Source organism: Rhizobacter sp. SG703, assembly GCF_012275445.1.
In the GTDB taxonomy this organism is placed as follows: Bacteria; Pseudomonadota; Gammaproteobacteria; order Burkholderiales; family Burkholderiaceae_C; genus Rhizobacter.
The window spans coordinates 289558-315479 of the sequence record NZ_JAAZQK010000005.1 but is presented as its reverse complement, the minus strand read 5'-3'; the positions used below and the strand labels follow the sequence as shown (position 1 = coordinate 315479).

Sequence of the window (25922 nt, the reverse complement as noted above, 5' to 3'; positions counted from 1 at the left end):
TCAGTGCCCCAGCAGGTGCGGCAAGGTCAGCGACAACGCAGGCCAGTAAGTCACCAGCACCAGGAACCCGATCATCGTCAGCAGCCACGGCCACACCGCGACCGTCAGCTCGGTGATGCCCATCTTGCTGATGCCCGACGCGACGTACAGGTTCAGCCCGACCGGCGGATGGCACATGCCGACCTCCATGTTCACCGCCATCAGGATGCCCAGGTGGATCGGGTTCACGCCCAGCTTGCAGGCCACCGGGTACAGGATCGGCGCCATGATCAGCACGATCGCCGACGGGTCCATGAAGTTGCCGGCCACCAGCAGGATGATGTTGACCAGCAGCAGGAACACCACCACGCCGAAGCCCTGTCCGGTCATCCACGCCGCCATCGATTGCGGGATCTGCTCCGAGGTCAGCAGGAACGAGAACAGCACCGCGTTGGTGATGATGTACAGCAGCATCGAGCTCATCGCGGCCGCGTTGCGCAGCACCTTCGGCACGTCGGCGATCTTCAGGTCCTTGTAGATGAACACCGAGATCACGAAGGCGTATCCCGCCGCGATCGCCGCCGCCTCGGTCGGCGTGAAGATGCCGGAGTAGATGCCGCCGATCACGATGACGATCAGCGCGATGCCCCAGAACGCCTCGCGGAAGGCCTTCCAGCGCTCGCCCCAGCCGGCGCGCGGCAGCCGCGGGTAGTCGTACTTGCGCGCCCGGTACCAGGTGGTCACGCCCAGCAGCAGCGACAGCAGCAGCCCCGGCAGCACGCCGGCGATGAACAGGTCGCCGACCGACGCGGTGGCCACCGGCTGGCCGTCCGGCCCGGTCGCGTTCATGCCGTTGGTGGCGATCGAGAAGATCACCAGGTTGATCGACGGCGGGAACAGGATGCCCAACGCGCCCGACGTGGTGATGACGCCGGCCGAGAAGCGCTTCGGGTAGCCGGCCTTCTGCATCGCCGGCAGCAAGATGGTGCCGACCGCGACCACGGTGGCCACCGACGAGCCCGAGATCGCCGCGAACAGCGCACAGGCCAGCACGCCCGCGAGCCCGAGCCCGCCGTAGAAGTGCCCGACCATCGTCGACGCGAAGTGGATCATCCGCCGCGCCGCGCCCCCGTTGGTCAGGAAGTTGCCGGCCAGGATGAAGAACGGGATCGCCATGATCTCGAACTTCTCGAGGCCCGAGAACAGCTTGAGCCCGATCGACGCGATCGGCTCGTTCGTCATGCCGAAGAAGAAGCCCAGCACCGTGAGGCCGAGCGCGATGGAGACCGGCATGCCGGTCAGCATCAGCAGCACCAGCAGGCCGAAGATGATCAATGCATTCATGCCGCGGCCTCCGCCTCGTCCAGCCCGTCCACATGCGCGATCTCGTGGTGCGGCAGCTCGCCGCGCCGCCAGTAGGCCCACATCACCTGCAGGAAGCGGAAGCACATCAGGTACGACGCCAGCGGGATGCAGGCGTACGGGATCCAGGTCGGCACCTCCAGGTCGGGCGAGGTCGGGCCTTCGGGCACGTCGCCGACATCCCAGCCGAACATGCTGAACAGCGCATGGTGGAAGCCGTTGTCCCAGACGAACACCGCGCCCATCGTGCCGACCGTCGCGGTGAAGACCACGCCGCCCGCGAGTCCGATGAAGGTCAGCCAGCGTGCCTGCCGCGGCGGCAGCGCGCGCACCAGCGTGTCGACGCCGACGTGCGTGCCGTGGCGCACGCCGTAGGCCGCGCCGAACTTCGCCATCCAGACGAACATGTAGATGCACAACTCCTGCGCCCAGCTGAGGTTCAGCCCGAGCAGGAAGTCCTGCACCGGCTGCAACACCGGCGGGTAGTGCGCGGCGGCCGCATAGCGGTGCACCACGGCGACGAAGATCAACAGCGTCGCCGCGCCCATCAGCGCAGCGATCAGCCATTCCTCGAGGTGGTCGAGGAAGCGGTTCACCGACCGCAGCACCGGCGCAACCATGGCGGCCTACTTCGCCGGCACGAAGCCGGCCGCCTTGTACACGGCGTCGATGGTCGACTGGCCGACGCGCGACGCCATCTCCTTGTGCACCGGCATCAGCGCCTTCTTCCATTCGTCGAGCTCGGCCGGCGTCGGCGTGTAGATCGTGGTCTTGCCGCTCGCGCGCATCTTCTCGAGGTCGTCGATGTTCTCCTTGGTCGCCATGTCGTTGGCGAACGCGGTCGCCTCCTTCAGCGCGCCTTCGAGGATGGTGCGCAGGTCGGCCGGCAGGCCATCCCAGAACTTCTTGTTGACGATCACCGCATAGGCCAGGTGGCCGTGGTTCGAGATCGTCGTGTGCTTCTGCACCTCGTAGGTCTTCTGCGTGTAGAAGTTCGACGGCACGCCCTCGCAGCCGTCGACCACGCCGGACTGCAGCGCCTGGTACAGCTCGCTGAAGGCCATCACCTGCGGCACCGCGCCGAGCGCGCGCATCTCGGCGTCGAGCACCTTCGAGCTCTGGATGCGCATCTTCAGGCCCTTGAAGTCGGCCACCTTGTGCAGCGGCTTGTTGGCACTCATGATGTGGAAGCCGTTGTCCCAGTACGCGAGGCCCTTGACGCCCTTCGGCTCGAGCTTCCTGAACAGCTCGGCACCGACCGGCCCTTCGGTCACCGCGCGGAACGCCGCCTGGTCCTTGAAGATGAACGGCAGGTCGAAGACCTCGAATTCCTTGACGCCCAGCGGACCGAACTTGGCGAGCGACGGCGCGAGCATCTGCACCGAGCCGAGCTGCAGCGCCTCCATCTCTTCCTTGTCCTTGTAGAGCTGGCTGTTCGGATAGACATCCACCTTCACGCGGCCGCCGCTGCGCTTCTCGGCCAGTTCCTTGAAGCGCTGCGCGCCGTTGCCCTTCGGCGTGTCGGGGGCGACGACGTGGCTGAACTTGATGACGATCGGCGCCTGCGCGAACGTCTTCGGGGCGGCCACCGCCAGCGCGGCGGCGGCGAGCGCACTGCGGCGCGTCATGGAAAGCTTCGCGGACTGCGTCATGTCTTGTCTCCGGGGGTCTGTGCTGCGGCCGGATTCTGGTCGGCGGCCCGGCGCGCGGGAAGTTGTGGAGTTCCACATTTCGACGCCACCGCTCGCACGCCGGCGGCCCGCGAACCTAGACTTCGCGCCATGCCCGCACCGGCCGATCCGCCCCGCCACCCCGCGCTCGCGCTGCCGCCGCGGCCGAAGCTGCGGCGCGGCCTGTGGGCGCTGCCGCTGCTGCTGTCGCTGGTGTTCGTGGCCGGCGTGCTGCTGTGGCTGCGCGCATCGGAACAGGCCGACCTGGAGGAACAGCGGCTCGCGCTGGTCTCCGATGCGCTGTCGCTGGAGACGCAAGCCAGCGCGCGCATCGAGCGCGAGACGCTGCTGCTGAAGGACGTCGCGACCCGGCTCGACCAGCGCGGCGCCGGCGCGCCCGCACCCGCGCTTGCGACGCTGCCCGAGGCGCAGCAGGGCCTGCACCGCTTCTGGATCAGCCTGACCTGGATCGACGCCGCCAACCGGCTGGTGGCGCAGTTGCCCGACGGCCCCGATGGCGCGCGCAGCGGCCCCGGCCTGTCGGCCCACCTGTCGGCACCGCTCGCGTCCGGCGGCACGCTGGTGGCCCGCTACTCGCCGGGCGAGATGCTGCGCCAGACGGTGCCGTGGTGGCTGGCCCGCAAGTACGACGTGCGGCTGCTCGACAGCTTCGATGCGGTGATCGCGTCGACCACCGAAGACCGGCCGATCGACGGCCGCCAGAGCTGGCGCATCAGCATGGCGCCGGCGTTGGCCGACGGCTACCTGGAACTCGTCGCACGCGACGTGGTGCCGCGCTGGTACCACGGCCTGCCGGTCGCGATGGTGGCCGGCTTCGTCGCGCTGATCGCGGCCATCACGGGGATGCTGCGCCGGCAGATGCATGGCGTGTCGCGCGCCGAGGCGGCGTGGCGCACCGAGGCCGCGTGGCGCCAGGCGATGGAGGATTCGCTGACGGTCGGCCTGCGCGCCCGCGACCTCGACGGCCGGCTCGTCTACGTGAACCGCACGCTCGCCGACATGGTGGGCTACGAGCCGCACGAGCTGGTCGGCCTGCTGCCGCCGATGCCGTACTGGCCGGCCGATTCGCACGAGGAGATCATGCAGCGCCACCTGCGCAACATGGCCGGCCAGGCCCCGCGCGAAGGCTACGAGGCGCGCTGGCGGCACCGCGACGGCCGCCTCTTCGACGTGATGGTGTTCGAGGCGCCGCTGGTCGATGCGCGCGGCGTGCACATCGGCTGGATGGGCTCGATCCTCGACATGACCGAGCGGCGCCGGCTCGAGGAGCGCGAGCGCCGCCAGACCGAGACGATGGCCCACCATGGCCGGCTGACGATGCTGGGCGAGGTGGCCTCGACGCTGGCGCACGAGCTGAACCAGCCGCTGACGGCGATCGCGAGCTACAACGCGGGCGTGATGAATTCGATGCACAAGCTGCCGTCGCCCGACCCGGTGGTGATGCGCGCGCTGACGCGGCTCGGCGAGCAGGCCGCCCATGCCGGCGCGATCGTGCAGCGCATCCGCGAATTCCTGACGCGGCGCGAACCGCGGCTGGAGCCGTGCACGTTGAATGCGGTGATCGAGGGCGGCGTCGCGCTGTTGCGCCGCGAGCTGCAGCGCCAGCAGGTGCAGGTGGTGTTGCAACTCGATGCCGCGCTGCCGGTGATCGTCGCCGATGCGGTGCTGATCGAGCAGGTGGTGATCAACCTGGTGCGCAACGCCGGCGATGCGCTGGCGCAGCGGCCGGGCGAGCGCCGCATCGTCGCCGGCAGCTCGCTGAGCGCCGATGGCCGCTTCGTGCGCATCGACGTGCGCGACAACGGCCCCGGGCTCGGCGGGCTCGGCATCGAGGCGCTGTGCGCGCCGTTCTTCTCGACCAAGGTGGAAGGCATGGGCATGGGCCTCGCGATCTGCCGCTCGATCATCGAGGCGCACCATGGCGTGTTCGATGCGACCGATGCGCCCGATGGCGGCGCCTTGTTCACGCTGACGCTGCCGGTGAACCTGGCGGCTTCGGAACTCTCGGCGGAGGACGCTGCATGAATGCGGGTGTGGTCTACCTGGTCGACGACGAGGCGGTGGTGCTGGACGCCCTCGGCTTCTTGCTGGCATCGCACGGCCTCGACGTGCGGCCGCACGGCAGCGGCCCGGCGCTGCTGGCGACGCTGGACGCCGCGCCGCGGCCGCTGCCCGGCGTGTTCCTGCTCGACATCCGGATGGAGCCGATGTCGGGCCCGCGGCTGCACGACGAGCTGATCGCGCGCGGCCTGCGCAACCCGGTGCTGTTCTTGAGCGGGCATGGCGACATCCCGATGGCGGTCGAGGCGCTGAAGAAGGGCGCGTTCGATTTCCTCGAGAAGCCGTACGTCGACAACGCGCTGGCCGACCGCGTGGCGCAGGCGCTGGCGGTCGATGCCGCGATGCAGCGCCAGGGCGCGCAGGCGGCCGAGCGGCAGGCGCGGCTGTCGAGCCTGACCGAGCGCGAGCACGAGGTGATGCTGCGCGTGGCCGCCGGCAAGCTGAACAAGGTCATCGCCGACGAGCTGCATGTGTCCGTGCGGACGGTCGAGGTGCACCGGGCGCGGGTGTACGCGAAGCTGGGCGTGCGCTCGGCGGCCGAAGTGGCCACGGTGCTGGCGGGGCCGTCGGGTTGAAGCCCCGGCGTTTGACCGTACATTTCAGCCCATGCCCAGTGTCAACATCAACCCGGTGGTGCGTGCGCTGCTGAGCGACCCGAAGCGGCGCCAGGAGTACCGGCGCCAGCTGATCGCGAGCCACCCGCAGCAGGACGAAGGCCGGCGCATCGAGCTCGAGGACGAGCGCGGCCGCATCGTCCGCCTGAAGGTGCTGCCCGCCACGCCGCCGGTCGCCCCCCGATCTTGAACTTCGCGTTCCAGGCCTTCCTGCTGTTGCTGATCTACCTGCCGGGCGCGATCTTCGTGCTGGCGGTGACCGGCAAGATCCGCGACAACGGCGAGATCCCGGTGATCTCCGGCTCGATGACCGGCCATGCGATCGCGGCGGTGCTGGCGTCGGCGGTGCTGCACACGGTGTGGCTGCTGGCGATCCATGCGGCGGGTGGCCTGTGCGGCTGCCAGCCGGCGCACCGCGAGTTCTTCGCACTGCTGACGCTGAACAACGCGACGGCGCCGTACCTCGCGGCCGAGTCGGCGATCGGCGGCGCGCTGTGGTTCGTCGCGGCTTACTTCATCAGCATCTTCGCGCTGCCGCTGGCGGCCGGGCTCGCGCTCAATGTGTGGATCGATCGCCGCGCGCTGGACATCCGCTACCGCTTCCTGCGCTTCAAGCCGCCGTGGCACTACATCCTGACCGGCGAAAACCGCTCGAACCAGGCCGGGCGGACGGTGGTGGTCGACCTGCTGGTACAGGTCGGCGAATCGCCGGTGCTGTACAGCGGCATCCTGAGCTACTTCTCGTTCGACGAGAAGACCAAGGCCCCCGACGCGCTGGTGCTGGCGTCGGCCTTCCGCGGGGTGGTGCCCGACTTCGCCGGCACCGCCGAACCGGAGTTCCTGACGCCGATCCCGGGCGACACCTTCGCCGTGAAATTCAGCGAAATCAAGAACATCAACATCCAGTACGTAGATCTGGATGAGCCCCCCAGTCGCTAGCGCTCCTGCCTTGCAGGCCGCGCCGGGCCAGAGGCCCGACCCCTCGCCAGGCACGAACAGCCCCCAGGACTGTTCATGTCCGGGCTCGGCCCCCAAGGGGCGCCTCCCGGCGGCCCGGCAAGGCCGGCTCCGCGGGAGTTGCTTGATGGGTCGTTCGCTGCGCTCGCTCGGGTACCAGCACCAGCCCTACTCCACCGCCTTGACCATGTCCTCGACGACTTTCTTTGCGTCCCCAAACACCATCATCGTCTTGTCCATGTAGAACAGCTCGTTGTCGAGCCCTGCATACCCGGCCGCCATCGAGCGCTTGTTGACGATCACCGTCTTGGCCTTGTAGGCCTCCAGGATCGGCATGCCGTAGATCGGGCTGCCCTTGATGTGCGCGGCAGGGTTCACCACGTCGTTCGCGCCCAGGATGATCGCGACGTCGGCCTGGCCGAACTCGCCGTTGATGTCCTCCATCTCGAACACCTGGTCGTACGGCACCTCGGCTTCGGCCAGCAGCACGTTCATGTGCCCCGGCATGCGCCCGGCCACCGGGTGGATCGCGTACTTCACCGTGACGCCCTTGGCCGTCAGCTTCGCCGCGAGCTCCTTCACCGCATGCTGCGCGCGTGCCACCGCCAGGCCATAGCCCGGCACGATCACCACCGTCTCGGCATTGCCGAGCACGAAGGCCGCGTCGTCGGCGCTGCCGCTCTTCACGTTGCGCTGCGCCTGCGCGCCGGCCACCGCGGTGCCGGCCTCGCCGCCGAAGCCGCCCAGGATCACGTTGAAGAACGAGCGGTTCATCGCCTTGCACATGATGTAGCTCAGGATCGCGCCCGAACTGCCCACCAGGCTGCCGGCAATGATCAGCATGCTGTTGTTCAGGCTGAAGCCGATGCCCGCCGCCGCCCAGCCGGAATAGCTGTTCAGCATCGACACCACCACCGGCATGTCGGCCCCGCCGATCGGGATGATGATCAGCACGCCCATCACGAAGGCCAGCGCCAGCATGCCGAAGAAGGCCGGCCAGCTCTCGGTGAACACGAACACCAGCCCGAGGCCGACGGTCGCCAGGCCCAGCAGCAGGTTCAGCACGTGCTGCCCCGCGAACTGCACCGGCGCGCCCTGGAACAGCCGGAACTTGTATTTGCCCGACAGCTTGCCGAACGCGATCACCGAACCGCTGAAGGTGACGGCACCGATCGCCGCGCCGAGGAACAGCTCGAGCCGGTTGCCCGCCGGGATCGGCTCGCCCTTGGCGACGATGCCGAACGCATGCGGCTCGGCCACCGCCGCCACCGCGATGAACACCGCGGCCAGGCCGATCATGCTGTGCATGAAGGCGACCAGCTCGGGCATCTTGGTCATCTCGACCCGCTTGGCCATCACCGCACCGGCGCTGCCGCCGACCAGCAGCCCGAGCAGCACCCAGCCGAGGCCGAGCGCGTTGCCGTCGGCCAGCTTGACGATCAGCGCGGCGGTCGTCAGCGCCGCGATCGCCATGCCGGCCATGCCGAACAGGTTGCCGCGGATCGACGTGGTCGGGTGCGACAGGCCCTTCAAGGCCTGGATGAAGAAGACGCTGGCCACCAAATACAGCAGCGTCACCAGGTTCATGCTCATTGCGAGCCCTCCTTCGGCGCCGCGATGGCCTTCTTTTCCTTCTTGCGGAACATCTCCAGCATGCGCCGCGTCACGAGGAAGCCGCCGAACACGTTGACGGCCGCCAGCGCGACCGCCAGCACGCCCATCGTCTTGCCGAGCGGCGTCTCGGTGAGCGCCGCGGCAAGCATCGCGCCGACGATCACGATCGCCGAGATCGCGTTGGTCACCGCCATCAGCGGCGTGTGCAGCGCCGGCGTGACGGTCCACACGACGTGGTAGCCGACGTAGATCGCCAGCACGAAGATGATCAGGTTGGTCAGGGTGTGGCTCACGGGGTCCATGGTCGGCTCCTTATTTGCGCGTGACCTGGCCGCCCTGGCTGACCAGGCAGGCCACGACGATGTCGTCGTCCATCGGCACGTGGAACGTGCCCTCCTTCGTCAACACCAGCTTCAGGAAGTCGAGCACGTTGCGCGCATACAGCGCGCTCGCGTCGGCTGCCACCAGCGCCGGCAGGTTGGTCTCGCCGACCAGCGTGACGCCGTGCTTGACGACCGTCCTGCCGGCCTCGGTCAGCGGGCAGTTGCCGCCCTGCGCGGCGGCCAGGTCGACGATCACCGAGCCCGGCTTCATCGCCTTCACCATCTCCTCGGTGACCAGCACCGGCGCGGCGCGGCCCGGGATCAGCGCGGTCGTCACGACGATGTCGGCGGCCGCGACGCGCTTGGCCACCTCGACCTTCTGGCGGTCGAGCCAGCTCTGCGGCATCGGACGCGCATAGCCGCCGACGCCTTCGGCCGCTTCCTTCTCTTCGGCCGTTTCGTACGGCACGTCGATGAACTTGGCGCCCAGCGATTCGACCTGCTCCTTCACCGACGGCCGCACGTCGCTCGCCTCGATCACCGCGCCCAGGCGCTTCGCGGTCGCGATCGCCTGCAGCCCGGCCACGCCGACGCCGAGGATCACGACGCGCGCCGCCTTCACGGTTCCGGCCGCCGTCATCAGCATCGGGAAGATGCGCTGGTAGCGGTCGGCCGCGATCATGATCGCCTTGTAGCCGGCCAGGTTGGCCTGCGACGACAGCACGTCCATGCTCTGCGCGCGCGTGGTGCGCGGCGCCGCTTCGAGCGCGAAGCTGGTCAGCCCGGCGTCGGCCATGCGCTGCAGGCCATCGCGGTCGAACGGGTTCAGCATGCCGACCAGCGCGGTGCCGCTCTTCACCAGCGGCAGCTCGTCGGCCGACGGTGCGCGCACCTTCAGCACCAGCTCGGCGCCGAAAGCCCCGGCCCGGTCGACGATCTCGGCACCGGCCGCCGCATAGGCCTCGTCGGTGACGCTGGCGGCGATGCCGGCCCCCGACTGCACGCGCAGCACATGGCCCTGCGCCTTGAGTTTCTTGACCGTCTCCGGGGTCGCGGCGACGCGCGTTTCCCCAGCCGCTGTCTCCAGCGGGACCCCTATCAACATGGCGGACTCCTCGGGTGCGTTGTTGTGGTGCAGGTGTGCTGCAACCCGCGCGAGAGCTTACACAAAGCTTTCGCGCTCACAACCGGCACACGCCCTCACGCGATGCAGGGCCACAACACCGGCCCTTAAAATCGGCCGGATGTCCTCCCGTTGGAAACCCAGCGTCACCGTTGCCGCGATCGTCGAACACCTGGGCCGCTTCCTGCTGGTGGAGGAGCACACGTCCGACGGGCTGTGCCTGAACAACCCGGCCGGCCACCTCGATCCGGGCGAATCGCCGCTGCAGGGCGTGGTGCGCGAAGCGCTCGAAGAAACCGCACGCTCGTTCGTGCCGACCGGCATCGTCGGCATCTACCTGTCGCGTTCGCAGCGCCCCGGCCGCGGCGGCGACGCGGGGCGCGACAACACCTACCTGCGCATCGCGTTCCGCGGCACGGTCGGCGAGCCCGACCCGTCGCGCGCGCTCGACACCGGCATCGTGCGGGCGCTGTGGATGACGCCCGACGAGATCCGCGCGAGCGCGCACCGGCACCGCAGCCCATTGCTGCTGCGCTGCGTCGACGACCACCTGGCGGGCGTGAACTTCCCGCTGTCGCTGATCACGACCGACGACTCGGTCTTCGCAGCCCCCTTGAAGCGAACCTGACGTGAAGAAGAAGCAACGCGTGGTGGTGGGCCTGTCCGGCGGTGTCGATTCCGCCGTCAGCGCGCACCTGCTGAAGCAGCAGGGGCACGAGGTCATCGGCATCTTCATGAAGAACTGGGAAGACGACGACGACAGCGAGTACTGCTCGACACGCCAGGACTTCCTCGACGCCGCGAGCGTGGCCGACGTGCTGGGCATCGAGATCGAGCATGTGAACTTCGCGGCCGACTACAAGGACCGCGTCTTCGCCGAATTCCTGCGCGAGTACCAGGCCGGCCGCACGCCGAACCCTGACGTGCTGTGCAATGCCGAGATCAAGTTCAAGGCCTTCCTCGACCATGCGATGCGCCTGGGCGCCGAGAAGATCGCGACCGGCCATTACGCCCGCGTGCGCGAACACGACGGCCGCTTCGAGCTGCTGAAGGGACTGGACCCGCTGAAGGACCAGAGCTACTTCCTGCACCGCTTGAACCAGGCGCAGCTGTCCAAGACCTGGTTCCCGGTCGGCGAGCTGCCGAAGACCGAGGTGCGCCGCATCGCCGCCGAGATCGCGCTGCCGAACGCGGCCAAGAAGGATTCGACCGGCATCTGCTTCATCGGCGAACGGCCGTTCCGCGAGTTCCTGAACCGCTACCTGTCGAACCAGCCGGGCCCGATCAAGGACGACCGCGGCCGCGTGATCGGCGAGCATGTCGGGCTGTCGTTCTACACGCTGGGCCAGCGCAAGGGCATCGGCATCGGCGGGCTGAAGGACAAGGGCGCGATGAAGGGCGGCAGCGAGCACGCGCCATGGTTCGTCGCCCGCAAGGACATGGCGGCCAACACGCTGTATGCGGTGCAGGGCCACGACCACCCGTGGCTGCAATCGCATGCACTGACGGCCGACGACGCGAGCTGGGTGGCTGGCGAGCCGCCCGAGCCCGGGGCGATGGCCGCGAAGACGCGTTATCGCCAGGCCGATGCAGCCTGCGCGCTCGACGGCGGCAGCGCGGCGGCGTTCAGCCTGAACTTCGGTGCCGCGCAGTGGGCGGTGACGCCGGGGCAATCGGCCGTGCTGTACGACGGCGAGGTCTGCCTCGGCGGCGGCGTGATCGCCAGCGCCGCCTGAGCATCCCGGATCGGCATCCGGGCTGCGGACCGATCAAGGCCTGCCGAGGTCCATCGTCCAGTAGCGGCTGTAGGCGGCACCGGCCGCGCCGCGCGCGCAGGCCACGCCGACCTGCGTGAGGTTCTTGCTCATCAGGTTCGCGCAGTGGCCGGCACTGTTCTGCCAGCTGGTCATCACGCTGTCGATGCTGTTCTGGCCGGCGGCGATGTTCTCGGCCAGCGAACTCCCGGTGTAGCCGGTCGCCGCGATGCGGTCGACGAAGCTGCGGCCGTCCTGGCTGGTGTGCGAGAAGTAGTTCTTCGTCGCCATGTCCTGCGAATGGCCGGCGGCGGCCTGCGTCAGCTTGTCGTTCCAGGCCAGCGCCGGTGCCGCGGTGAAGTTGCCCTCGCTGCCGCAGCTTTGCGCGCTGGCGCGGAAGGCGTTGATGCGCGCCAGCACCTGCGCATTGAAATCGGGGATGTCGCAGGTGCCGGAGGCCGCCGGGGCGGGCACGGGCGCGGGCGCGGCAGCGTCGGCCGTGCCGGAATCGCCGCTGCCGCCGCAGGCGGCGATGAACATCAACCAGGGCGCCACCAGGCGGGCGCGTCGTGAGGAGGTCGACAACAAGATCTGTGTCCGAAGCCGGGAGCTTCACAGCCTAAACGCCCCCGGACGCCGCGACGCGCCCAAAACGTAAGCGTTTGCTGACCCGGCGCCTGCGGCCATCCGAAGCGTGATGCACCGCACGGGCCGTCGGCGCCGGCTTCAGTCGGTCGGCCGCCCGCCGATATCCGAAGGCGGTGCGGCGTGCGCTGCACCGATCGCCCACCGACCCCCGACCTCCGACCCACCATGCGCTTGCGCCTTCCAACCCTGACCCGACACAGCCTTGGCGCGATGGCGCTGTCGCTGGCCGCCGCTGCCCATGGCGCCGGCGTGAACGTCGCGGTGGCCGATCCGGCGGGCCGCCCGCTGGTCGACGCGGTGGTGATGCTGGAGCCCGCCGGTGCCAAGGCGGCCGTCAAGCCGATGGCCGGCATCGAGATCTCGCAGCGCAAGCGCCAGTTCCACCCGTCGCTGACCGTCGTCACCGTCGGCACGCCGGTCACCTTTCCGAACTTCGACACCGTGCGGCACCACGTCTACTCGTTCTCGCCGGTCAAGACCTTCGAGCTGAAGCTCTATGCCGGCGTGCCGGCGACGCCGGTGGTGTTCGACCAGCCTGGCGCCGCGGTGCTCGGCTGCAATATCCACGACCGGATGAGCGCCTGGGTCGTCGTCGTCGACACGCCGTACTTCGCCCGCACCGGGGCCGACGGCCGCGCCCGCGTCGAAGGCGTCCCGCCCGGCAGCTACCGGCTGCGCGCCTGGCATGCCGGCCTCGTGCCCGGCCAGGACCCCGCGCCGCAGACGCTCGCGATCGGCCCGGCCGACACCGACGCCGGCATCCGGCTGCCGGTCGCCGCGGGAAGCGCCCCATGACGCCGCCGGTTCGCAGCCTGCTGCACCCGAGCCAGTGGCCGCGCTGGATCGGCAGCTCGCTCGGCACGCGCATCGTCGTGCTGTTCCTCGGGCTGCTGCTGCTGGTGCAGGCCGCGAGCTTCCTCGCGATCCGCGCCAGCATCGACCGCAACGCGCGCGCCTCGATCACCGACGAGCTGCAGGTCGGCGAACGCGTGCTGACCCGCGTGCTCGACCAGAACGCGCAGAAGCTCGCCGAAGGCGCGAGCCTGCTGGCGGCCGACTACGGCTTCCGCGCCGCCGTCGGCAGCAACGACGCCGACACCATCGCGTCGGTGCTGGCCAACCACGGCGAGCGCATCGGTGCCACCGTGACGGCGCTGCTCGACACCGGATTCCACCTGCGCGCCGCCGCGCAGCCGGGGCTGCAGGAGCTGCTGCCGGTCACGCAGCGGCTGGCCGCGCGGGCGCTCGCCTCCAAGCGCGCCAGCGAGATCGTCGTGCTCGGCCAGCGCCCGTTCCAGCTGGTGATGGTGCCGATGCGCGCGCCGGTGGTGGTCGGCTGGGTGCTGATGGGCTTTCCGATCGACCAGCGGCTGGTCGACGACATGCACGCGCTGTCGTCGCTGCAGGTCAGCCTGCAGGTGCGCGCCGATGCAGCGTCGACGTGGTCCACCGCGGTCTCGACGCTGCCGCTGGCCACCCGCGAGCAGTTGGAGAAGCAGGCGGCCTTGTCGCTGGCCCAGGTGAACGGCGACAACCTGGCCGCCGGCTCGGCGGCATTGACACTGCGCCTGCTCGACAACGAATACAGCGGGCGCACCGTGATGCTGGCCGAGCACGACGGCGCCGCCGTCTCGGCGCTGCTGCTGCGTTCGGTCGACGATGCGGTCGCGCCGTACCGCCAGCTGCAGCTGGGCCTGGCCGCGCTGACGCTGGTCGGCGTGCTGGTGTTCGGCATCGGCAGCGTGCTGACCGCGCGCCACGTGACGACGCCGCTGCGCCGGCTGGCGACCGCGGCCGAACGGCTGGGGGCCGGCGACTACTCGACGCCGCTGCGCGGCCTCACCCGCAGCGACGAGCTCGGCGACGTCGCCCGCGCGTTCGAGCGCATGCGCGAGAACATCGGCGAGCAGCAGGACGAGATCCTGAAGCTCGCGTACTGGGATCCGCTGACCGCGCTGCCGAACCGGCTGCAGTTCCGCAATGCGGTGCGCGACGCGATCGTCGCGGCCGGGAAAGCCGGCCGCACGGTGTCGGTGATCATGCTCGACCTCGACCGCTTCAAGCACGTCAACGACGTGCTCGGCTACCGCTTCGGCGACCTGCTGCTGCGCGGCGTGGCCGAGCGGCTGACGCAGCAGGCGGTGCGCGGCGGCGACCTGGTCGCGCGGCTGGGCGGCGACGAATTCGCGGTGCTGCTGGCCGGGCTCGATCCCGCCACCGACCTGGCGCTGACCGGCACCGTCGCCCGGCGCATCCAGCAGGCCTTCGATGCGGCGCTGACGCTGGAGGACCAGACGGTCGACATCAGCGCGAGCCTGGGCCTCGCGAACTGGCCGCTGCATGCCGGCGACGCCGACGTGCTGCTGAGCCGCGCCGAGGTCGCGATGTACATCGCGAAGCGCCGCCACGACGGCCCGATGGTCTACGACCCGGCGCTGGACGCCGCGAGCTCGCAGACGCTGTCGCTGCTGAGCGAGCTGCGCCATGCGGTCGACCACGACGAGCTGCGGCTGTACCTGCAGCCCAAGCTCGCGCTGGGCAATGCGCGCGTCGTCGGCGCCGAGGCGCTGGTGCGCTGGCAGCACCCGCGCCGCGGCCTGGTGCCGCCGATGGAATTCATCCCGTTCGCCGAGCAGACCGGCTTCATCCGCGTGCTGACGCTGTGGATCTTCGAGCAGACCGCGCAGATGTGGAAGCGGCTGCACGACGGCGGCCAGACGCTGACGATCTCGGTCAACCTGTCGACGCGCGACCTGCTCGACCCGGAGCTGCCGCAGAAGTTCGATGCGCTGCTGGTGCGGCATTCGGTGCCGGCCGAGGCCTTCTGCCTCGAGATCACCGAGAGCGCGATCATGGACGACCCGCAGCGCGCGCAGGCCACGCTCGACAAGCTGAGCGCGCTCGGCTTCCGGCTGTCGATCGACGACTTCGGCACCGGCTATTCGTCGCTCGCGTACCTGAAGCGGCTGCCGGTGGACGAGCTGAAGATCGACAAGTCCTTCGTGCTGAACATGGAGAAGGACCTCGACGACGCGCGCATCGTGCGCTCGACGATCGACCTGGCGCACGGCCTCGGGCTGACGGTGGTGGCCGAGGGCGTCGAGAACGCGCAGGTCTGGGAACTGCTGCGCGAACTGGCCTGCGACGAGGCCCAGGGCTTCCACATGGGCCGCCCGATGCCGGCCGCCGAGTTCGCGCGCTGGTCGACCGGCTGGAGCACGCGCCAGGCGATGACGGTGACGCTCGGGAAGGGCCCCGACGTCGCAATCACGCTGCATTGACGGCACGACAAGCTCAGGGCGAACGGAGAACGGGTGAACGGCCCGTGGCGAGCCGTCCCACCGTTCGCGCCGCGGCCCGCAGCGCCGCCTCGTCATATCCCGCGTAGCCGAACAACCACCCGCGCCGCGGCGACTCGATCGCGTAGCGCGACAGCGTCGCGAGGTAGACGCCGCCTTCCTGCGCGCGCGCCGACACCGGCTCGTCCGCCCGACCCGCGGCGTCCTCGTGCGCCAGGTGCATGCCGTGCTCGCTCGGCACCAGCCGCAGCGCACCGCCGCTGGCCTTCGCCAGCGCCTCCACCACCAGCGCCTGCCGTTGCGCATACAGCTCGCGCATGCGCCGCAGGTGGCGCAGCAGGTGGCCTTCGGTGATGAAGCGGGCCAGCACGTCCTGCGCCGCGCCGGGGCTGTGCCGGTCGGTCACCGCCTTGGCCCCGGCGAAGGCCGGCGCCAGCGCGAGCGGCATCACGATGAAGCCCAGCCGCAGCCCCTGGTGCAGCGTCTTCGAGAAGGTGCCGACGTACAGCACGCGTTCCGACTGCGGCAGGCTGCACAGCGCCGGCATGCGGTGCGCGCCGTACTGGAACTCGCCGTCGTAGTCGTCCTCGACGATCCACGCGCGCCGCGTGCGCGCCCAGTCGAGCAGCGCGAGCCGCCGCGCCAGGCTCATGCGCACGCCCAGCGGGAACTGGTGCGTCGGCGTCACGACCGCCATGCGCGCCTGCGGCCAGCGCGCCGCGCCCTGCGCGATGCACAGCCCGTCGGCATCCAGCGGCACCGGGCGCACCATCGCGCCCTGCCCGAGCAGGTTGGCGCGGATGCCGGGGTAGCCCGGGTCCTCGACCATCACCTCGTCGCCCAGGTCCAGCAGCAGCCGGCCGATCAGGTCGATGCCCTGCTGCGAGCCGGACGTGACCAGCACCTGCGACGCCTCGCAGCGGATGCCGCGCGACACCAGCAGCCACTGCGCGATGGCCTCGCGCAGCGCCGGCTCGCCCGCCGGGTCGGTGTACTGCGACAACGCGCGGCGGCGCGACACCGCGGTGTCGCGCGCGAGGCGGTCCCACAGCGCGAACGGGAACTCGGCAGTGGCCGGCGCACCGATGCGGAATGCGACCGGCACCTGCGTCGGCGGCTGCCAGCGCAGCGCGATGTCGGCGATGGCCTGGCCGCGGCGCGACAGCGCACCGCCCGGCGCGATGGCCGCGACCTTGCGCCGGCCGCCGCGCAGCGCCGCGAGGCCCGGCGCGACGTAGCTGCCGTCACCGACCCGCGCCACCACATAGCCCTCGGCGCGCAGCCGCTCCAGCGCCCACAGCACGGTGTTGCGCCCGACACCGAGCGCCAGCGCATGCTCGCGCGACGGCGGCAGCCGCGCGCCGGGCGCGAAGGTGCCCTGTTCGATCGCGCCGCGCAGCTGCAGGTAGACCTGCTGGCGCAACGTGGCCGCACCGGCTGCGGCCTTCGGATTGGTTCCCCCGGGCATGGTCGATTGGTTCCTCTTGAGACCCCGGAAGTGTCTACGATGCAGAACCAATCCGGAACCGAACGGGAGCTCCCCATGATCGACAGGACCGAACGCTTCATCGCGCTGCACCGCGGCCCGCGCGCCTTCGTGATCGCCAACGCCTTCGACGCCGGCTCGGCGCGCGCGCTGGCCGGTCTCGGCTTCACCGCGCTCGCCACCTCCAGCGGCGCGGCCGCCGCGGTGGCCGGCCGGCGCGACGGCCAGCTGACGCGCGACGAGGCGATCGCGCACGCGCAGGCCATCGTGCAGGCGGTCGACGTGCCGGTGTCGGCCGACCTGGAGAACGGCTTCGGCGCGACGCCGCAGGACGCCGCCGAGACGATCCGCCGCGCCGGCGCGATCGGCCTGGCCGGCGGCTCGATCGAGGACGCGAGCGGCGATGACGCGAAGCCGCTGTACGACCTCGGCCACGCGACCGAGCGCATCGCCGCCGCGGTCGAGGCCGCCCGCGCGGTGCCCGGCGGCTTCGTGCTGACCGCGCGCTCCGAGAACTTCCTGCGCGGCCGACCCGACCTCGACGACACGATCCGCCGGCTGCAGGCCTTCGAACGCGCCGGTGCCGACGTGCTGTTCGCGCCCGGCCTGCCCGACCTCGCCGCGGTGCGCACCGTGTGCAGCGCGCTGACGAAGCCGCTGAACTTCATGGTCGGCATCAAGGGCAAGTCGTTCAGCGTCGCCGAACTCGAGGCCGCCGGCGTGCGCCGCATCAGCCTCGCGACCTCGCTGTACCGCGCCGCGATGCGCGGGCTGCTGGACGCCGCCACCGAGGTCCGCGAACGCGGCACCTTCAGCTACCTGGAGCGCCTGTGAGCACGCCGCACGACTACCACGCCGAGGTGCACTGGACGCGCGGCGACCAGCCCTTCGTCGACAACCGCTACAGCCGCCGCCACGACTGGCATTTCGACGGCGGCGCGACGGTGCCCGGTTCGTCGTCGCCGCATTCGGTGCGGGTGCCGATGTCGGACCCGAGCGCGGTCGATCCGGAGGAGGCCTTCGTCGCCTCGATCGCCAGCTGCCACATGCTGTGGTTCCTCGGCCTCGCCGCGAAGGCCGGCTGGGTGATCGACGACTACCGCGATGCGGCGGTCGGCCTGATGGAGCCGAACGCGCAAGGGCAGGTCGCGGTCACCGTCGTCACGCTGCACCCGGCGGTTCGCTACGGCGGCGAGCGCCGGCCCGATGCCGCCGAACAGGCGCGGCTGCACCATGAGGCGCATGCCAACTGCTACATCGCGAACTCGGTGAAATCCGAGGTGCGCTGCGAGCCGGTGACGATCGACTGACCCCCCAAGGAGCCCCCGATGTACGCCCCCCGTCATTTCGAAGAGACCCGGCCCGAGGTGCTGCACGCGCTGGTGCGCAGCCATCCGTTCGGGCTGCTGGTCACGCAGGACGCGCACGGCGAGCTCGCGGCCAACGCGGTGCCCTTCCTGCTGGAGCACGACGCCGCCGGCCGCGCGGTGCTGCGCGCGCACGTCGCGCGTGCCAACCCGCTGTGGCAGGCCGCGCGGCGCGACATCGATTCGCTGGTCGTGTTCCAGGGGCCGCAGGCCTACATCTCGCCGGGCTGGTACGCGACGAAGGCGGAACACGGCAAGGTGGTGCCGACCTGGAACTACGTGATGGTGCAGGCGCGCGGCCGGCTGCAGTTGCGCGAGGACGCGCCGTGGCTGCTGTCGCTGGTGACGCGGCTGACGCAGCGGCACGAGGCCGCGCTGCCGCAGCCGTGGGCGGTGGCCGATGCGCCGGCTGATTTCGTCGACGGCATGCTGCGCGCGATCGTCGGCATCGAGATCCCGGTCGACGCGCTGGTCGGCAAGTGGAAGGTGAGCCAGAACCGGTCGAGCGCCGACCGCGAGGGTGTCGCCGCGGGGCTGCGCGCCCAGGGCGGCGACGATGCGGACAATATGTCCAGGCTGGTACAGCCTGGCGCGTGAGTCACCGGGGGGATACTCGCGCTGCGCCGCCCGAGAGGCACACCGCACGATGAAACCCCTCTTCGCCCTGCTCCTGCTCGTCACCGCCTTTGGCGCGGGAGCCGCGCCGCCGGTTCCCGACACGATCGCGCAGCGCCTGCAGGCCTGCACCGGCTGCCACGGCAAGGAAGGTCGCGCTGCACGCGACGGCTACCACCCGCGCATCGCCGGCAAGCCGGTCGACTACCTCTACCACCAGCTGCAGGGCTTTCGCGACGGCCGCCGCCAGTACGCGCTGATGACCGGGCTGCTCGATCCGCTGAGCGACGCCTACCTGCGCGAGATCGCCGTGTACTTCTCGTCGCTCGACCTGCCGTATTCGCCACCGGCGCCCGGGCCCGCGCTGCCGGCCGAGGCTGCGCGCCGCGGCGAGGCGCTGGCCCGCGACGGCGACGCCGCCCGCCAGCTGCCCGCCTGCGCGCAATGCCACGGCAGCGCGCTGACCGGCGTCGCACCGGCGATCCCCGGGCTGCTCGGGCTGCCGCGAGACTACCTGGTCGCGCAGCTCGGCGCCTGGCGCACCGGCACGCGCCGCGCGCTCGCGCCCGACTGCATGGCCCGGGTGGCGCAGGCGCTGACGGCCGACGAGGTCAGCGCGATCGCGCAGTGGCTGGCGATGCAGCCGGTGCCCGAGCCGGCGCACCCGGCGGCCATGCTGCCCGCCGCGTTGCCGGTCGCCTGCGGCGGCGTGCCCGACGTGACCGGTGGCGCGACGACGAAGGCGGCCCGATGAAGCGCGTGCTGATCGGCCTCGTGCTGCTGCTGGTCGCCGTCGTCGCGCTGGTGCTGGCTCTGAACTTCCGAGACGAAGCGCCGCTGCTGGCCGATGCCGCACCGTTCACCGCGCAGCAGGTTGCGCGCGGCGCGTACCTGGCGCGCGCCGGCAACTGCGCCGGTTGCCACACCGAGCGCGGCGGCGTGCCGTATGCCGGCGGCCGCGGCATCGCGACGCCGTTCGGCACGGTGTTCGCGCCCAACCTGACGCCGCATCCGCAGCACGGCCTGGGCGGCTGGACCTCGGCGCTGTTCTGGCGCGCGATGCACAACGGCCGCTCGGCGGATGGCCGGCTGCTGTACCCGGTGTTCCCGTACACCGAGCTGACGCGCATCACGCGCGAGGATTCGGATGCGCTGTTCGCCTACCTGCGCAGCCTGCCGGTCGCCGACACGCCGAACCGGCCGCATGCGCTGAGCTTTCCATACGACACGCAGGCGGCGCTGGCGGTGTGGCGTGCGGCATTCTTCCGACCCGGCGCGGTCGAGCACGACGACACGCGCTCGGCCGAATGGAACCGCGGTGCCTATCTCGTCGAGGGCCTCGGCCACTGCAATGCCTGCCATTCGAGCCGCAACGCGCTCGGCGCGAGCTCGGGCATCGCGCTCGGCGGCGGGCTGATCCCGATCCAGAACTGGTATGCGCCGTCGCTCAACGATGCGGACGAAGCCGGCGTGGCCGACTGGACGCTGCCGCAGATCGTCACGCTGCTGCAGAGCGGTGTCGGCCACCCATCGCGCGGCGGCAGCGTCACCGGCCCGATGGTGGAGGTGGTGACCGGCAGCCTGCAGCACCTGAGCGCCGACGACCTGCTCGCGATGGCCACCTACCTGAAGGCCTTGCCGCCGCATGACGCGAAGGCCCGGCCGCCGGCCGCGCCGATCTCGGCGGCGGCCAGGGAACAGGGGGACGCGCTGTACCGCCAGCACTGCGCCGGCTGCCATGGCGACCACGGCGAAGGCGCGCCGCCGGCCTATCCGCCGCTGGCCGGCAACCGCGCGGTGACGATGGCGTCGGCCGCGAACCTGGTGCACATCGTGCTGGAGGGTGGCTTTGCGCCGTCGACCGCGGCCAACCCGCGGCCCTACGGCATGCCGCCGTTCGCGACCGTGCTCAGCGATGGCGAGCTGGCCAGCGTGCTGAGCCACGTGCGCAGCGCATGGGGGAACAACGGGCAGGAAGTGTCGCCGCTCGACGTGACGCGGCTCCGCAGCGGCCGCTGAGATGAGTTGACGAGGCCGGTCAGACCAGCGCGCTGACCTGGACCGCGGCCAGCAGGCCGAGTCCGAGCGCCAGCAGCCAGCCCTTGACCTCGCCGCGCCGCTGCGACGGCCGCAGCCGGTGCGGGCGACTCAGCATCGCGAGCACCACCGACGCGCTGCCCGACACCACGAACAGCACCGCCATCGCGAGGCTCAGGCCGCTGTCGGCCCGCTGCTCGGCCATGCGCATCACGAGCACGCCCATCAGCGCGCCGGCCCCCATCGACATCAGCGAATCGCGCGACGTGGCAACGGAGGAAGGGGACGGACCGGTCGACTGCGGCATGGTGGGCTCTCGGGAAGAAGCCGCCATTGTCCGCAGGACAGCGCCCGGTCGATCGCTGCAATAGGCGGTGAAACCGTGGCGAATCCCGCACCGGCCCCGACTTGCGCGCGCGATTGACGCGTCTTGCGGTCGCGGATAGGCTCGCCCACCGAGAACGATTTCACGACTGGCGATTCCATGAATCGCAGGGGGATCCGCCGATGCCTTTCCGCCATGGCCGTCCGAGTCCGATCGCCGCCGCCTGCGGGCTGCTGTCGCTGCTGGTCGCTCCCGGCGCGCGCGCCGCCGACGCGGCCGACTACCTGAACCAGAAGCTGTGGGTGCAGATCGGCGCGTTCCGCCCGTCCATCAGCTCGCACATCCAGGTCGACCGCTCGAACACCGGCGCCGCCGGCACCGACCTGCACCTCGAAGACGAGCTCGGCCTGCCGGAGCACAAGACGCTGGGCACGCTGCTGGTCGGCGCGCGCTTCGGCGAGCGCTGGCGTGCCGAGTTCGAATACTTCTCGCTGAAGCGCAGCGCCGACAAGACGCTGCTCGAGACGGAGATCGTCGTCGACGACACCACTTTCCCGGTGTCGGCGGCGGTCGACAGCGAGTTCGATTCGAAGGTGGCGCGCGCGAGCGTGGGCTACTCGTTCTACAAGACCGACGAGGCCGAGGCCGGCGTGGTGGCCGGGCTGCACGTCACGCGCTTCAAGTTCAGCGTCGAGGGCCTGGGCCAGATCGACGGCAGCACCGTCGCGGTCCGCCGCGAGGAGGCGGCGCACACCGTGCCGCTGCCAACCATCGGCGCCTACGGCACCTGCGCGTTCGCGCCGCGCTGGCTGGCCTCGGGTCGCGCCGATGCGTTCGCGATCGACTACAAGGGCCACAAGGGCCGGCTGCTGAACCTGCAGGCCAACCTGCAGTACCGCTTCACCGGCAACTTCGCGCTCGGCGTCGGCTACCGCTACGACCAGTACAAGCTCACCGAGACGCGCCGCGACCCGCGCGGCGAGGTGCGCTACACCTTCCAGGGCCCGCAGGTCTTCATCGACGCCGGCTTCTGAACCGCCCCGTGGAGACAACCGCCGCAACGTCCACGCCCGATCCCGCCGTGTTCCTGCACGTGCGGGTGGTGCTCAGCATGGTGGTGAGCCTGAGCATCGCCCGCCTGCTGTCGGGGCTGGCGGTGTTCGTGCAGCACCCGGGCCGGCAGAAGGCGTACTGGGTGCACCTGCTGTGGGTGGCGTCGACCTTGCTGCTGCTGGTGCACTTCTGGTGGTGGGAGTTCCGGCTCGCGCAGCTGCCGGTGTGGCGCTTCGAGCTCTATGCCTACGTGCTGTTCTACGCCGGGCTGAACTACCTGCTGTGCGCGGTGCTGTTCCCGAACGACCTCGCCGAGTACGACGGCTGGCGCGACTACTTCATCTCGCGCCGGCGATGGTTCTTCGCGCTGCTGGCACTGAGCTTCGTGGTGGACCTCGGCGACACCTGGATCAAGGGCAGCACGCTGCTGCCGAAGCTCGGGCTCGAGTACCCGCTGCGCGCCGCCGCCTACGTGCTGCTGTGCGCGGCCGCCGCGATCATCCGCAACCCGGTGTTCCACGGCGTGTTCGCGGTCGGCAACCTGCTGTACCAAGCGTCGTTCATCGTGCGGCTGTATGACGTGATCGCGTGACGCGAGCGCGCGTCGCCGTCAGGGTTTCGACGCGGCCGACGCCGCCGGCGAGGCCGGCACCGGCACGATCACGCCGGGCGCGAGCGAGATCTCGTCCTGCACGCGCACGTTGGTGATGTAGTAGCGGGTCTCGCCGAAGCAGCTGCCCGGCAGGCCGACCTTCTGCTCGTAGTGCAGCGCGACGCGCTTGCCCATCACCGCATTGACCTTGGCGGCCGCCTCGTCGTCCCAGATCGTGAAGCGGAACTTCTCCGGCGTGCTGCCGGGCAGCGACACCAGCGCCAGCTCGCCTTCCCAGGTCTTGCAGATCCAGCCCTTGTGCGACAGCTGCTGCACCCAGCCGGCGCGCTCGCCGTCGGAGTAGCTCCACTTCATCACGCCGAAGAAATAAAGCACCACCAGGGCCACCAGGACCACGGGCACCAGCAACCATTTCATCGCGCGCATCGGGCTTCCTCCGGGAGACAGGGCGGCCGCGCGTCATTCGCGCGGCTCGGTTCTGCTGCGCCGGGAGTCTACCGTCAGCGAGCCAGCCTGGCCGCGATCTCGGCGACGTGGCGCCCCTGGAAGCGCGCGCCTTCGAGTTCGTTGGCCGAGGGCTGGCGGGAACCGTCGCTGGCGGAGATGGTCGTCGCGCCGTACGGGCTGCCGCCGGTCACCTCGTCGAGCTTCATCTGGCCCTGCCAGGCGTACGGCAGGCCGACGATCACCATACCCTGGTGCAGCAGCACGGTGTGCGTGCTGAGGATGGTGCTTTCCTGGCCGCCGTGCTGCGTGGCGGTGCTGGCGAACACCGAGCCGACCTTGCCGATCAGCTTGCCGGCGAACCACAGCGGGCCGGTCTGGTCGAGGAAGTTCTTCATCTGCGCGGCCATGTTGCCGAAGCGGGTCGGCACGCCGAAGATGATCGCGTCGTAGTTCGGCAGCTCGTCGACGGTCGCGATCGGCGCAGCCTGGTCGAGCTTGAAGTGCGAGGCCTTCGCGACCGCCTCGGGCACGATTTCCGGCACGCGCTTGATGTCGACGCTGGCGCCGGTGCCGCGCGCACCTTCGGCGACCGCCTGGGCCATGGTCTCGATGTGACCGTAGCTGCTGTAGTAGAGGACGAGAACCTTGGCTGCCATGGCTTGCTCCTGGTTGATGGGCTGAGCGCATTCTGGGCGCCGGCCGCCGGTGCGGATTGCACCGGAACGAACACAGGCTTCAAAACGGCTGAATGGCGGGTGCCGCCCGGCGTCGGGCGGCACCTTGCCTTACCGCGCCATCAACGCATCGCGGTGCAGGCGCAGGAACTCGTCCACGTCGCAGGCACGCCGGCCGCAGAGCGCTTCGAAGTCATCGCTGCGGCGCGCCATCGCACCCTGGCCGAGGCCTTCGTCGATGGCCGACAGCAGGCGCGCCATCGCCGGCGGCATGCCCCCTGCGGTGAAGTGCGCCTCCAGGTCCGCGCGGGTCGCGTCGACATGGACGATCGCCGTTCCCAGCACCGTGTTGACGCGCTCCACGAGTTGCGCCGACGTCAATGCCGACGGCCCGGTGATGTCCAGCCGGCGCCGGCCGTCGAAGCCGTCGCGCAGCGCGGCGGCATCGGCGATGGCGCAGTCGGACCGCGTCACGTAGGCCACGTCCGCCTGCCCACTGGCCGACAGCAGCCGGCCGCTGGCGATGGCGGCGGGCAGCGTCGACAGCAGCATCTCCATGTAGAACGCGTGGCGCAGCACGGTGAAGCCGGTCGAGCCCTGCGCGAGCAAGGCCTCAGTGGCGGCATGGTCGGCGGCCAGCGCGGTCAGCGGCGACGTGTCCGCGTCGAGGAACGAGGTGTAGGCGACATGCCGCACGCCGGCCTGCGCGCACGCGTGCAGGGCCGCGCGGTGCTGCGCCACCCGGCGCGGGCCGGCATTCGCAGCGCCGGTGCTGATCAGCAGCAGCCGGTCGGCGCCTTCGAAGGCCGCCGCCAAGCCGCCGGGTTCGTCGAAGTCCGCGTGGCGCAGTTGCAAGCCGCGTCGCGCCAGGTCGCCCAGCCGCTGCGGCGTGCGGCTGGTGCCGATGACCGATGCGCCCGCGCTGTCGCGAAGCAGGTGGTCGGCCACGCGACGGCCGAGTTGCCCGCCCACGCCGGTGAGCAGAAGTGAAAGCTGAGTTGTCATGGAACGGTCTTTCCTGAAGGGCCTCGTGGTCGAGGCCGGTCGTTGGCAGGCACGGCAGCCGCAGGGGCACCGTGGAGCACGTGGGAAGCGCCACTGCGGGCGCTCCGGGATCAGGAAAGGACGATTCGCACGCGATCGATGTTAGCAACGGCCGAGCCGCGCAAGAAAAAAGCCCCTGCTCCGGGGGAGCAGGGGCCTTGGGGCGACACGACGGTGCCGGCGGGATTCAGAACGGGATGTCGTCGTCCATGTCGTCGAAGCCGGTCGACGACTTCGCGGCCGGCTTGGTGGCTGCCGGGCGCGAGGCCGGTGCGGGGCGTTCGGCCCGTTCGGCGCGCTCCGGCCGATCGCCACCACCACCGCCGCCCGAGGCGCCACGGCTGTAGCCGCCACCGCCGCCGCCTTCGTCACCGCCGCCACCGTCGCGGCCGCCCAGCAACTGCATGTTGTCGGCAATGATCTCGGTGGTGTACTTCTCGACGCCGTCCTTGTCCTGCCACTTGCGGGTCTTCAGGCGGCCTTCGACGTAGCACGAGCGGCCCTTCTTCAGGTACTCGCCGGCGATCTCGGCCAGGCGGTCGTAGAACACCACGCGGTGCCATTCGGTTTCTTCCATCTTCTCGCCGGAGGTCTTGTCCTTCCAGTTGCGCGAGGTCGCGAGGGTCACGTTGCAGATCGCAGAACCGTTGGCGGAGTAGCGCACTTCGGGGTCGCGGCCCAGGTTGCCGATGAGGATGACTTTGTTGATCGAGGCCATGGAAGCGGCTCCTGAAAAGGTGGAACAGGGGAAAGAGGGGTACGGCGAGGGGAATGCCCCGATTATCAGCGATGCATCTGGTCACGCCCGGGCAACGAAACTTCACACGAACCAGGGT

At 70.4% G+C, this 25922-nt stretch carries 28 protein-coding genes; 15 read left to right on the top strand and 13 right to left on the bottom strand.

The features are described from left to right. From FHT26_RS12120 to FHT26_RS12110, 3 genes are read right to left on the bottom strand one after another with little or no spacing between them, the layout of a single operon-like run. On the bottom strand, nucleotides 1-1323 hold the full coding sequence (locus FHT26_RS12120) for a TRAP transporter large permease (protein ID WP_168560381.1): 1323 nt from the start codon (nucleotides 1321-1323) through the stop codon (nucleotides 1-3). Next, the gene (locus FHT26_RS12115) at nucleotides 1320-1961 is read right to left on the bottom strand and encodes a TRAP transporter small permease (RefSeq protein ID WP_210427352.1); all 642 of its coding nucleotides are present in this window, start codon (nucleotides 1959-1961) and stop codon (nucleotides 1320-1322) included. The genes FHT26_RS12120 and FHT26_RS12115 overlap by 4 nt, the downstream gene beginning before the upstream one ends. 6 nt (nucleotides 1962-1967) lie before the next feature. Next, a complete protein-coding gene (locus FHT26_RS12110) occupies nucleotides 1968-2969 on the bottom strand; it encodes a TRAP transporter substrate-binding protein (RefSeq protein WP_168560574.1) in 1002 nt (333 codons plus the stop codon). Between the two features lie 153 nt (nucleotides 2970-3122). On the opposite strand from FHT26_RS12110, the gene FHT26_RS12105 reads away from it, so the two are divergent. From FHT26_RS12105 to FHT26_RS12090, 4 genes are read left to right on the top strand one after another with little or no spacing between them, the layout of a single operon-like run. Then, nucleotides 3123-5057: a PAS domain-containing sensor histidine kinase gene (locus FHT26_RS12105; protein WP_168560380.1), complete on the top strand. Its 1935-nt coding sequence runs from the start codon at nucleotides 3123-3125 to the stop codon at nucleotides 5055-5057. Then, complete coding sequence (locus FHT26_RS12100) at nucleotides 5054-5668, top strand: response regulator transcription factor (protein ID WP_168560379.1); 615 nt, start codon at nucleotides 5054-5056, stop codon at nucleotides 5666-5668. Before FHT26_RS12105 ends, FHT26_RS12100 begins: the two co-directional genes overlap by 4 nt. Before the next feature lie 31 nt (nucleotides 5669-5699). Continuing rightward, on the top strand, nucleotides 5700-5897 hold the full coding sequence (locus FHT26_RS12095) for a hypothetical protein (RefSeq protein ID WP_168560378.1): 198 nt from the start codon (nucleotides 5700-5702) through the stop codon (nucleotides 5895-5897). Next, on the top strand, nucleotides 5894-6646 hold the full coding sequence (locus FHT26_RS12090) for a DUF6338 family protein (RefSeq protein WP_168560377.1): 753 nt from the start codon (nucleotides 5894-5896) through the stop codon (nucleotides 6644-6646). The genes FHT26_RS12095 and FHT26_RS12090 overlap by 4 nt, the downstream gene beginning before the upstream one ends. Before the next feature lie 186 nt (nucleotides 6647-6832). On the opposite strand, the gene FHT26_RS12085 is transcribed toward FHT26_RS12090, so the two are convergent. From FHT26_RS12085 to FHT26_RS12075, 3 genes are read right to left on the bottom strand one after another with little or no spacing between them, the layout of a single operon-like run. Beyond that, complete coding sequence (locus FHT26_RS12085; RefSeq protein WP_056813298.1) at nucleotides 6833-8257, bottom strand: NAD(P)(+) transhydrogenase (Re/Si-specific) subunit beta; 1425 nt, start codon at nucleotides 8255-8257, stop codon at nucleotides 6833-6835. Further along, complete coding sequence (locus tag FHT26_RS12080) at nucleotides 8254-8580, bottom strand: NAD(P) transhydrogenase subunit alpha part 2 (RefSeq protein ID WP_047501305.1); 327 nt, start codon at nucleotides 8578-8580, stop codon at nucleotides 8254-8256. The genes FHT26_RS12085 and FHT26_RS12080 overlap by 4 nt, the downstream gene beginning before the upstream one ends. Before the next feature lie 10 nt (nucleotides 8581-8590). Then, a complete protein-coding gene (locus FHT26_RS12075; protein ID WP_168560376.1) occupies nucleotides 8591-9706 on the bottom strand; it encodes a Re/Si-specific NAD(P)(+) transhydrogenase subunit alpha in 1116 nt (371 codons plus the stop codon). A gap of 139 nt (nucleotides 9707-9845) precedes the next feature. Here FHT26_RS12075 and FHT26_RS12070 point away from each other — a divergent pair, with 139 nt between their 5' ends. Further along, on the top strand, nucleotides 9846-10352 hold the full coding sequence (locus FHT26_RS12070) for an NUDIX hydrolase (RefSeq protein WP_168560375.1): 507 nt from the start codon (nucleotides 9846-9848) through the stop codon (nucleotides 10350-10352). 1 nt (nucleotide 10353) lies between these two features. After that, nucleotides 10354-11460 carry a tRNA 2-thiouridine(34) synthase MnmA gene (mnmA, locus tag FHT26_RS12065; RefSeq protein WP_168560374.1) on the top strand — a complete coding sequence of 369 codons (1107 nt, stop codon included), beginning with the start codon at nucleotides 10354-10356 and terminating at the stop codon, nucleotides 11458-11460. 33 nt (nucleotides 11461-11493) lie between these two features. Here the strand turns inward: mnmA and FHT26_RS12060 are convergent, their stop codons facing one another. Further along, nucleotides 11494-12033 (bottom strand): CAP domain-containing protein, encoded by a 540-nt coding sequence (locus FHT26_RS12060; RefSeq protein ID WP_349238132.1) that lies wholly within the window; start codon nucleotides 12031-12033, stop codon nucleotides 11494-11496. Nucleotides 12034-12291: 258 nt separating this feature from the next. On the opposite strand from FHT26_RS12060, the gene FHT26_RS12055 reads away from it, so the two are divergent. Together FHT26_RS12055 and FHT26_RS12050 are read left to right on the top strand one after the other, a co-directional pair. Beyond that, nucleotides 12292-12921, top strand: coding sequence for a methylamine utilization protein (locus FHT26_RS12055; protein ID WP_246867841.1), 630 nt, complete (start codon nucleotides 12292-12294; stop codon nucleotides 12919-12921). Beyond that, nucleotides 12918-15407, top strand: a complete 2490-nt coding sequence (locus FHT26_RS12050; RefSeq protein ID WP_168560373.1) for a putative bifunctional diguanylate cyclase/phosphodiesterase — start codon at nucleotides 12918-12920, stop codon at nucleotides 15405-15407. Before FHT26_RS12055 ends, FHT26_RS12050 begins: the two co-directional genes overlap by 4 nt. 13 nt (nucleotides 15408-15420) lie before the next feature. Here FHT26_RS12050 and pdxR read toward each other — a convergent pair whose 3' ends face one another. Next, nucleotides 15421-16893, bottom strand: a complete 1473-nt coding sequence (pdxR, locus tag FHT26_RS12045; protein WP_168560372.1) for a MocR-like pyridoxine biosynthesis transcription factor PdxR — start codon at nucleotides 16891-16893, stop codon at nucleotides 15421-15423. Nucleotides 16894-16968: 75 nt separating this feature from the next. On the opposite strand from pdxR, the gene FHT26_RS12040 reads away from it, so the two are divergent. The 5 genes from FHT26_RS12040 to FHT26_RS12020 are packed head-to-tail and all read left to right on the top strand — an operon-like array spanning nucleotide 16969 to nucleotide 20912. Next, nucleotides 16969-17745 (top strand): isocitrate lyase/PEP mutase family protein, encoded by a 777-nt coding sequence (locus FHT26_RS12040; protein WP_168560371.1) that lies wholly within the window; start codon nucleotides 16969-16971, stop codon nucleotides 17743-17745. Continuing rightward, a complete protein-coding gene (locus FHT26_RS12035) occupies nucleotides 17742-18221 on the top strand; it encodes an OsmC family protein (RefSeq protein ID WP_168560370.1) in 480 nt (159 codons plus the stop codon). Before FHT26_RS12040 ends, FHT26_RS12035 begins: the two co-directional genes overlap by 4 nt. Nucleotides 18222-18239: 18 nt before the next feature. Beyond that, a complete protein-coding gene (locus FHT26_RS12030) occupies nucleotides 18240-18875 on the top strand; it encodes an FMN-binding negative transcriptional regulator (protein WP_168560369.1) in 636 nt (211 codons plus the stop codon). 49 nt (nucleotides 18876-18924) lie between these two features. Then, entirely contained in the window at nucleotides 18925-19647 is a 723-nt protein-coding gene (locus tag FHT26_RS12025; RefSeq protein ID WP_168560368.1) for a c-type cytochrome, read from the top strand. Continuing rightward, a complete protein-coding gene (locus FHT26_RS12020; protein ID WP_168560367.1) occupies nucleotides 19644-20912 on the top strand; it encodes a c-type cytochrome in 1269 nt (422 codons plus the stop codon). Before FHT26_RS12025 ends, FHT26_RS12020 begins: the two co-directional genes overlap by 4 nt. Nucleotides 20913-20931: 19 nt before the next feature. On the opposite strand, the gene FHT26_RS12015 is transcribed toward FHT26_RS12020, so the two are convergent. Then, nucleotides 20932-21237, bottom strand: coding sequence for a hypothetical protein (locus FHT26_RS12015; protein ID WP_168560366.1), 306 nt, complete (start codon nucleotides 21235-21237; stop codon nucleotides 20932-20934). Nucleotides 21238-21437: 200 nt separating this feature from the next. Here FHT26_RS12015 and FHT26_RS12010 point away from each other — a divergent pair, with 200 nt between their 5' ends. Both FHT26_RS12010 and FHT26_RS12005 read left to right on the top strand, forming a co-directional pair. Then, nucleotides 21438-22289, top strand: coding sequence for an outer membrane beta-barrel protein (locus FHT26_RS12010; RefSeq protein WP_168560365.1), 852 nt, complete (start codon nucleotides 21438-21440; stop codon nucleotides 22287-22289). Nucleotides 22290-22297: 8 nt separating this feature from the next. Further along, nucleotides 22298-22900, top strand: a complete 603-nt coding sequence (locus tag FHT26_RS12005; protein WP_210427351.1) for a hypothetical protein — start codon at nucleotides 22298-22300, stop codon at nucleotides 22898-22900. Nucleotides 22901-22918: 18 nt separating this feature from the next. On the opposite strand, the gene FHT26_RS12000 is transcribed toward FHT26_RS12005, so the two are convergent. The 4 genes from FHT26_RS12000 to ssb form a co-directional block, all read right to left on the bottom strand. After that, on the bottom strand, nucleotides 22919-23347 hold the full coding sequence (locus tag FHT26_RS12000; protein ID WP_210427350.1) for a hypothetical protein: 429 nt from the start codon (nucleotides 23345-23347) through the stop codon (nucleotides 22919-22921). A gap of 74 nt (nucleotides 23348-23421) precedes the next feature. Continuing rightward, nucleotides 23422-24024: an NAD(P)H:quinone oxidoreductase gene (wrbA, locus tag FHT26_RS11995; protein ID WP_168560364.1), complete on the bottom strand. Its 603-nt coding sequence runs from the start codon at nucleotides 24022-24024 to the stop codon at nucleotides 23422-23424. Nucleotides 24025-24153: 129 nt separating this feature from the next. After that, a complete protein-coding gene (locus FHT26_RS11990; RefSeq protein WP_168560363.1) occupies nucleotides 24154-25047 on the bottom strand; it encodes an NAD(P)H-binding protein in 894 nt (297 codons plus the stop codon). A gap of 226 nt (nucleotides 25048-25273) precedes the next feature. Continuing rightward, nucleotides 25274-25804: a single-stranded DNA-binding protein gene (gene ssb, locus FHT26_RS11985; RefSeq protein ID WP_168560362.1), complete on the bottom strand. Its 531-nt coding sequence runs from the start codon at nucleotides 25802-25804 to the stop codon at nucleotides 25274-25276. Nucleotides 25805-25922: the final 118 nt, after the last annotated feature.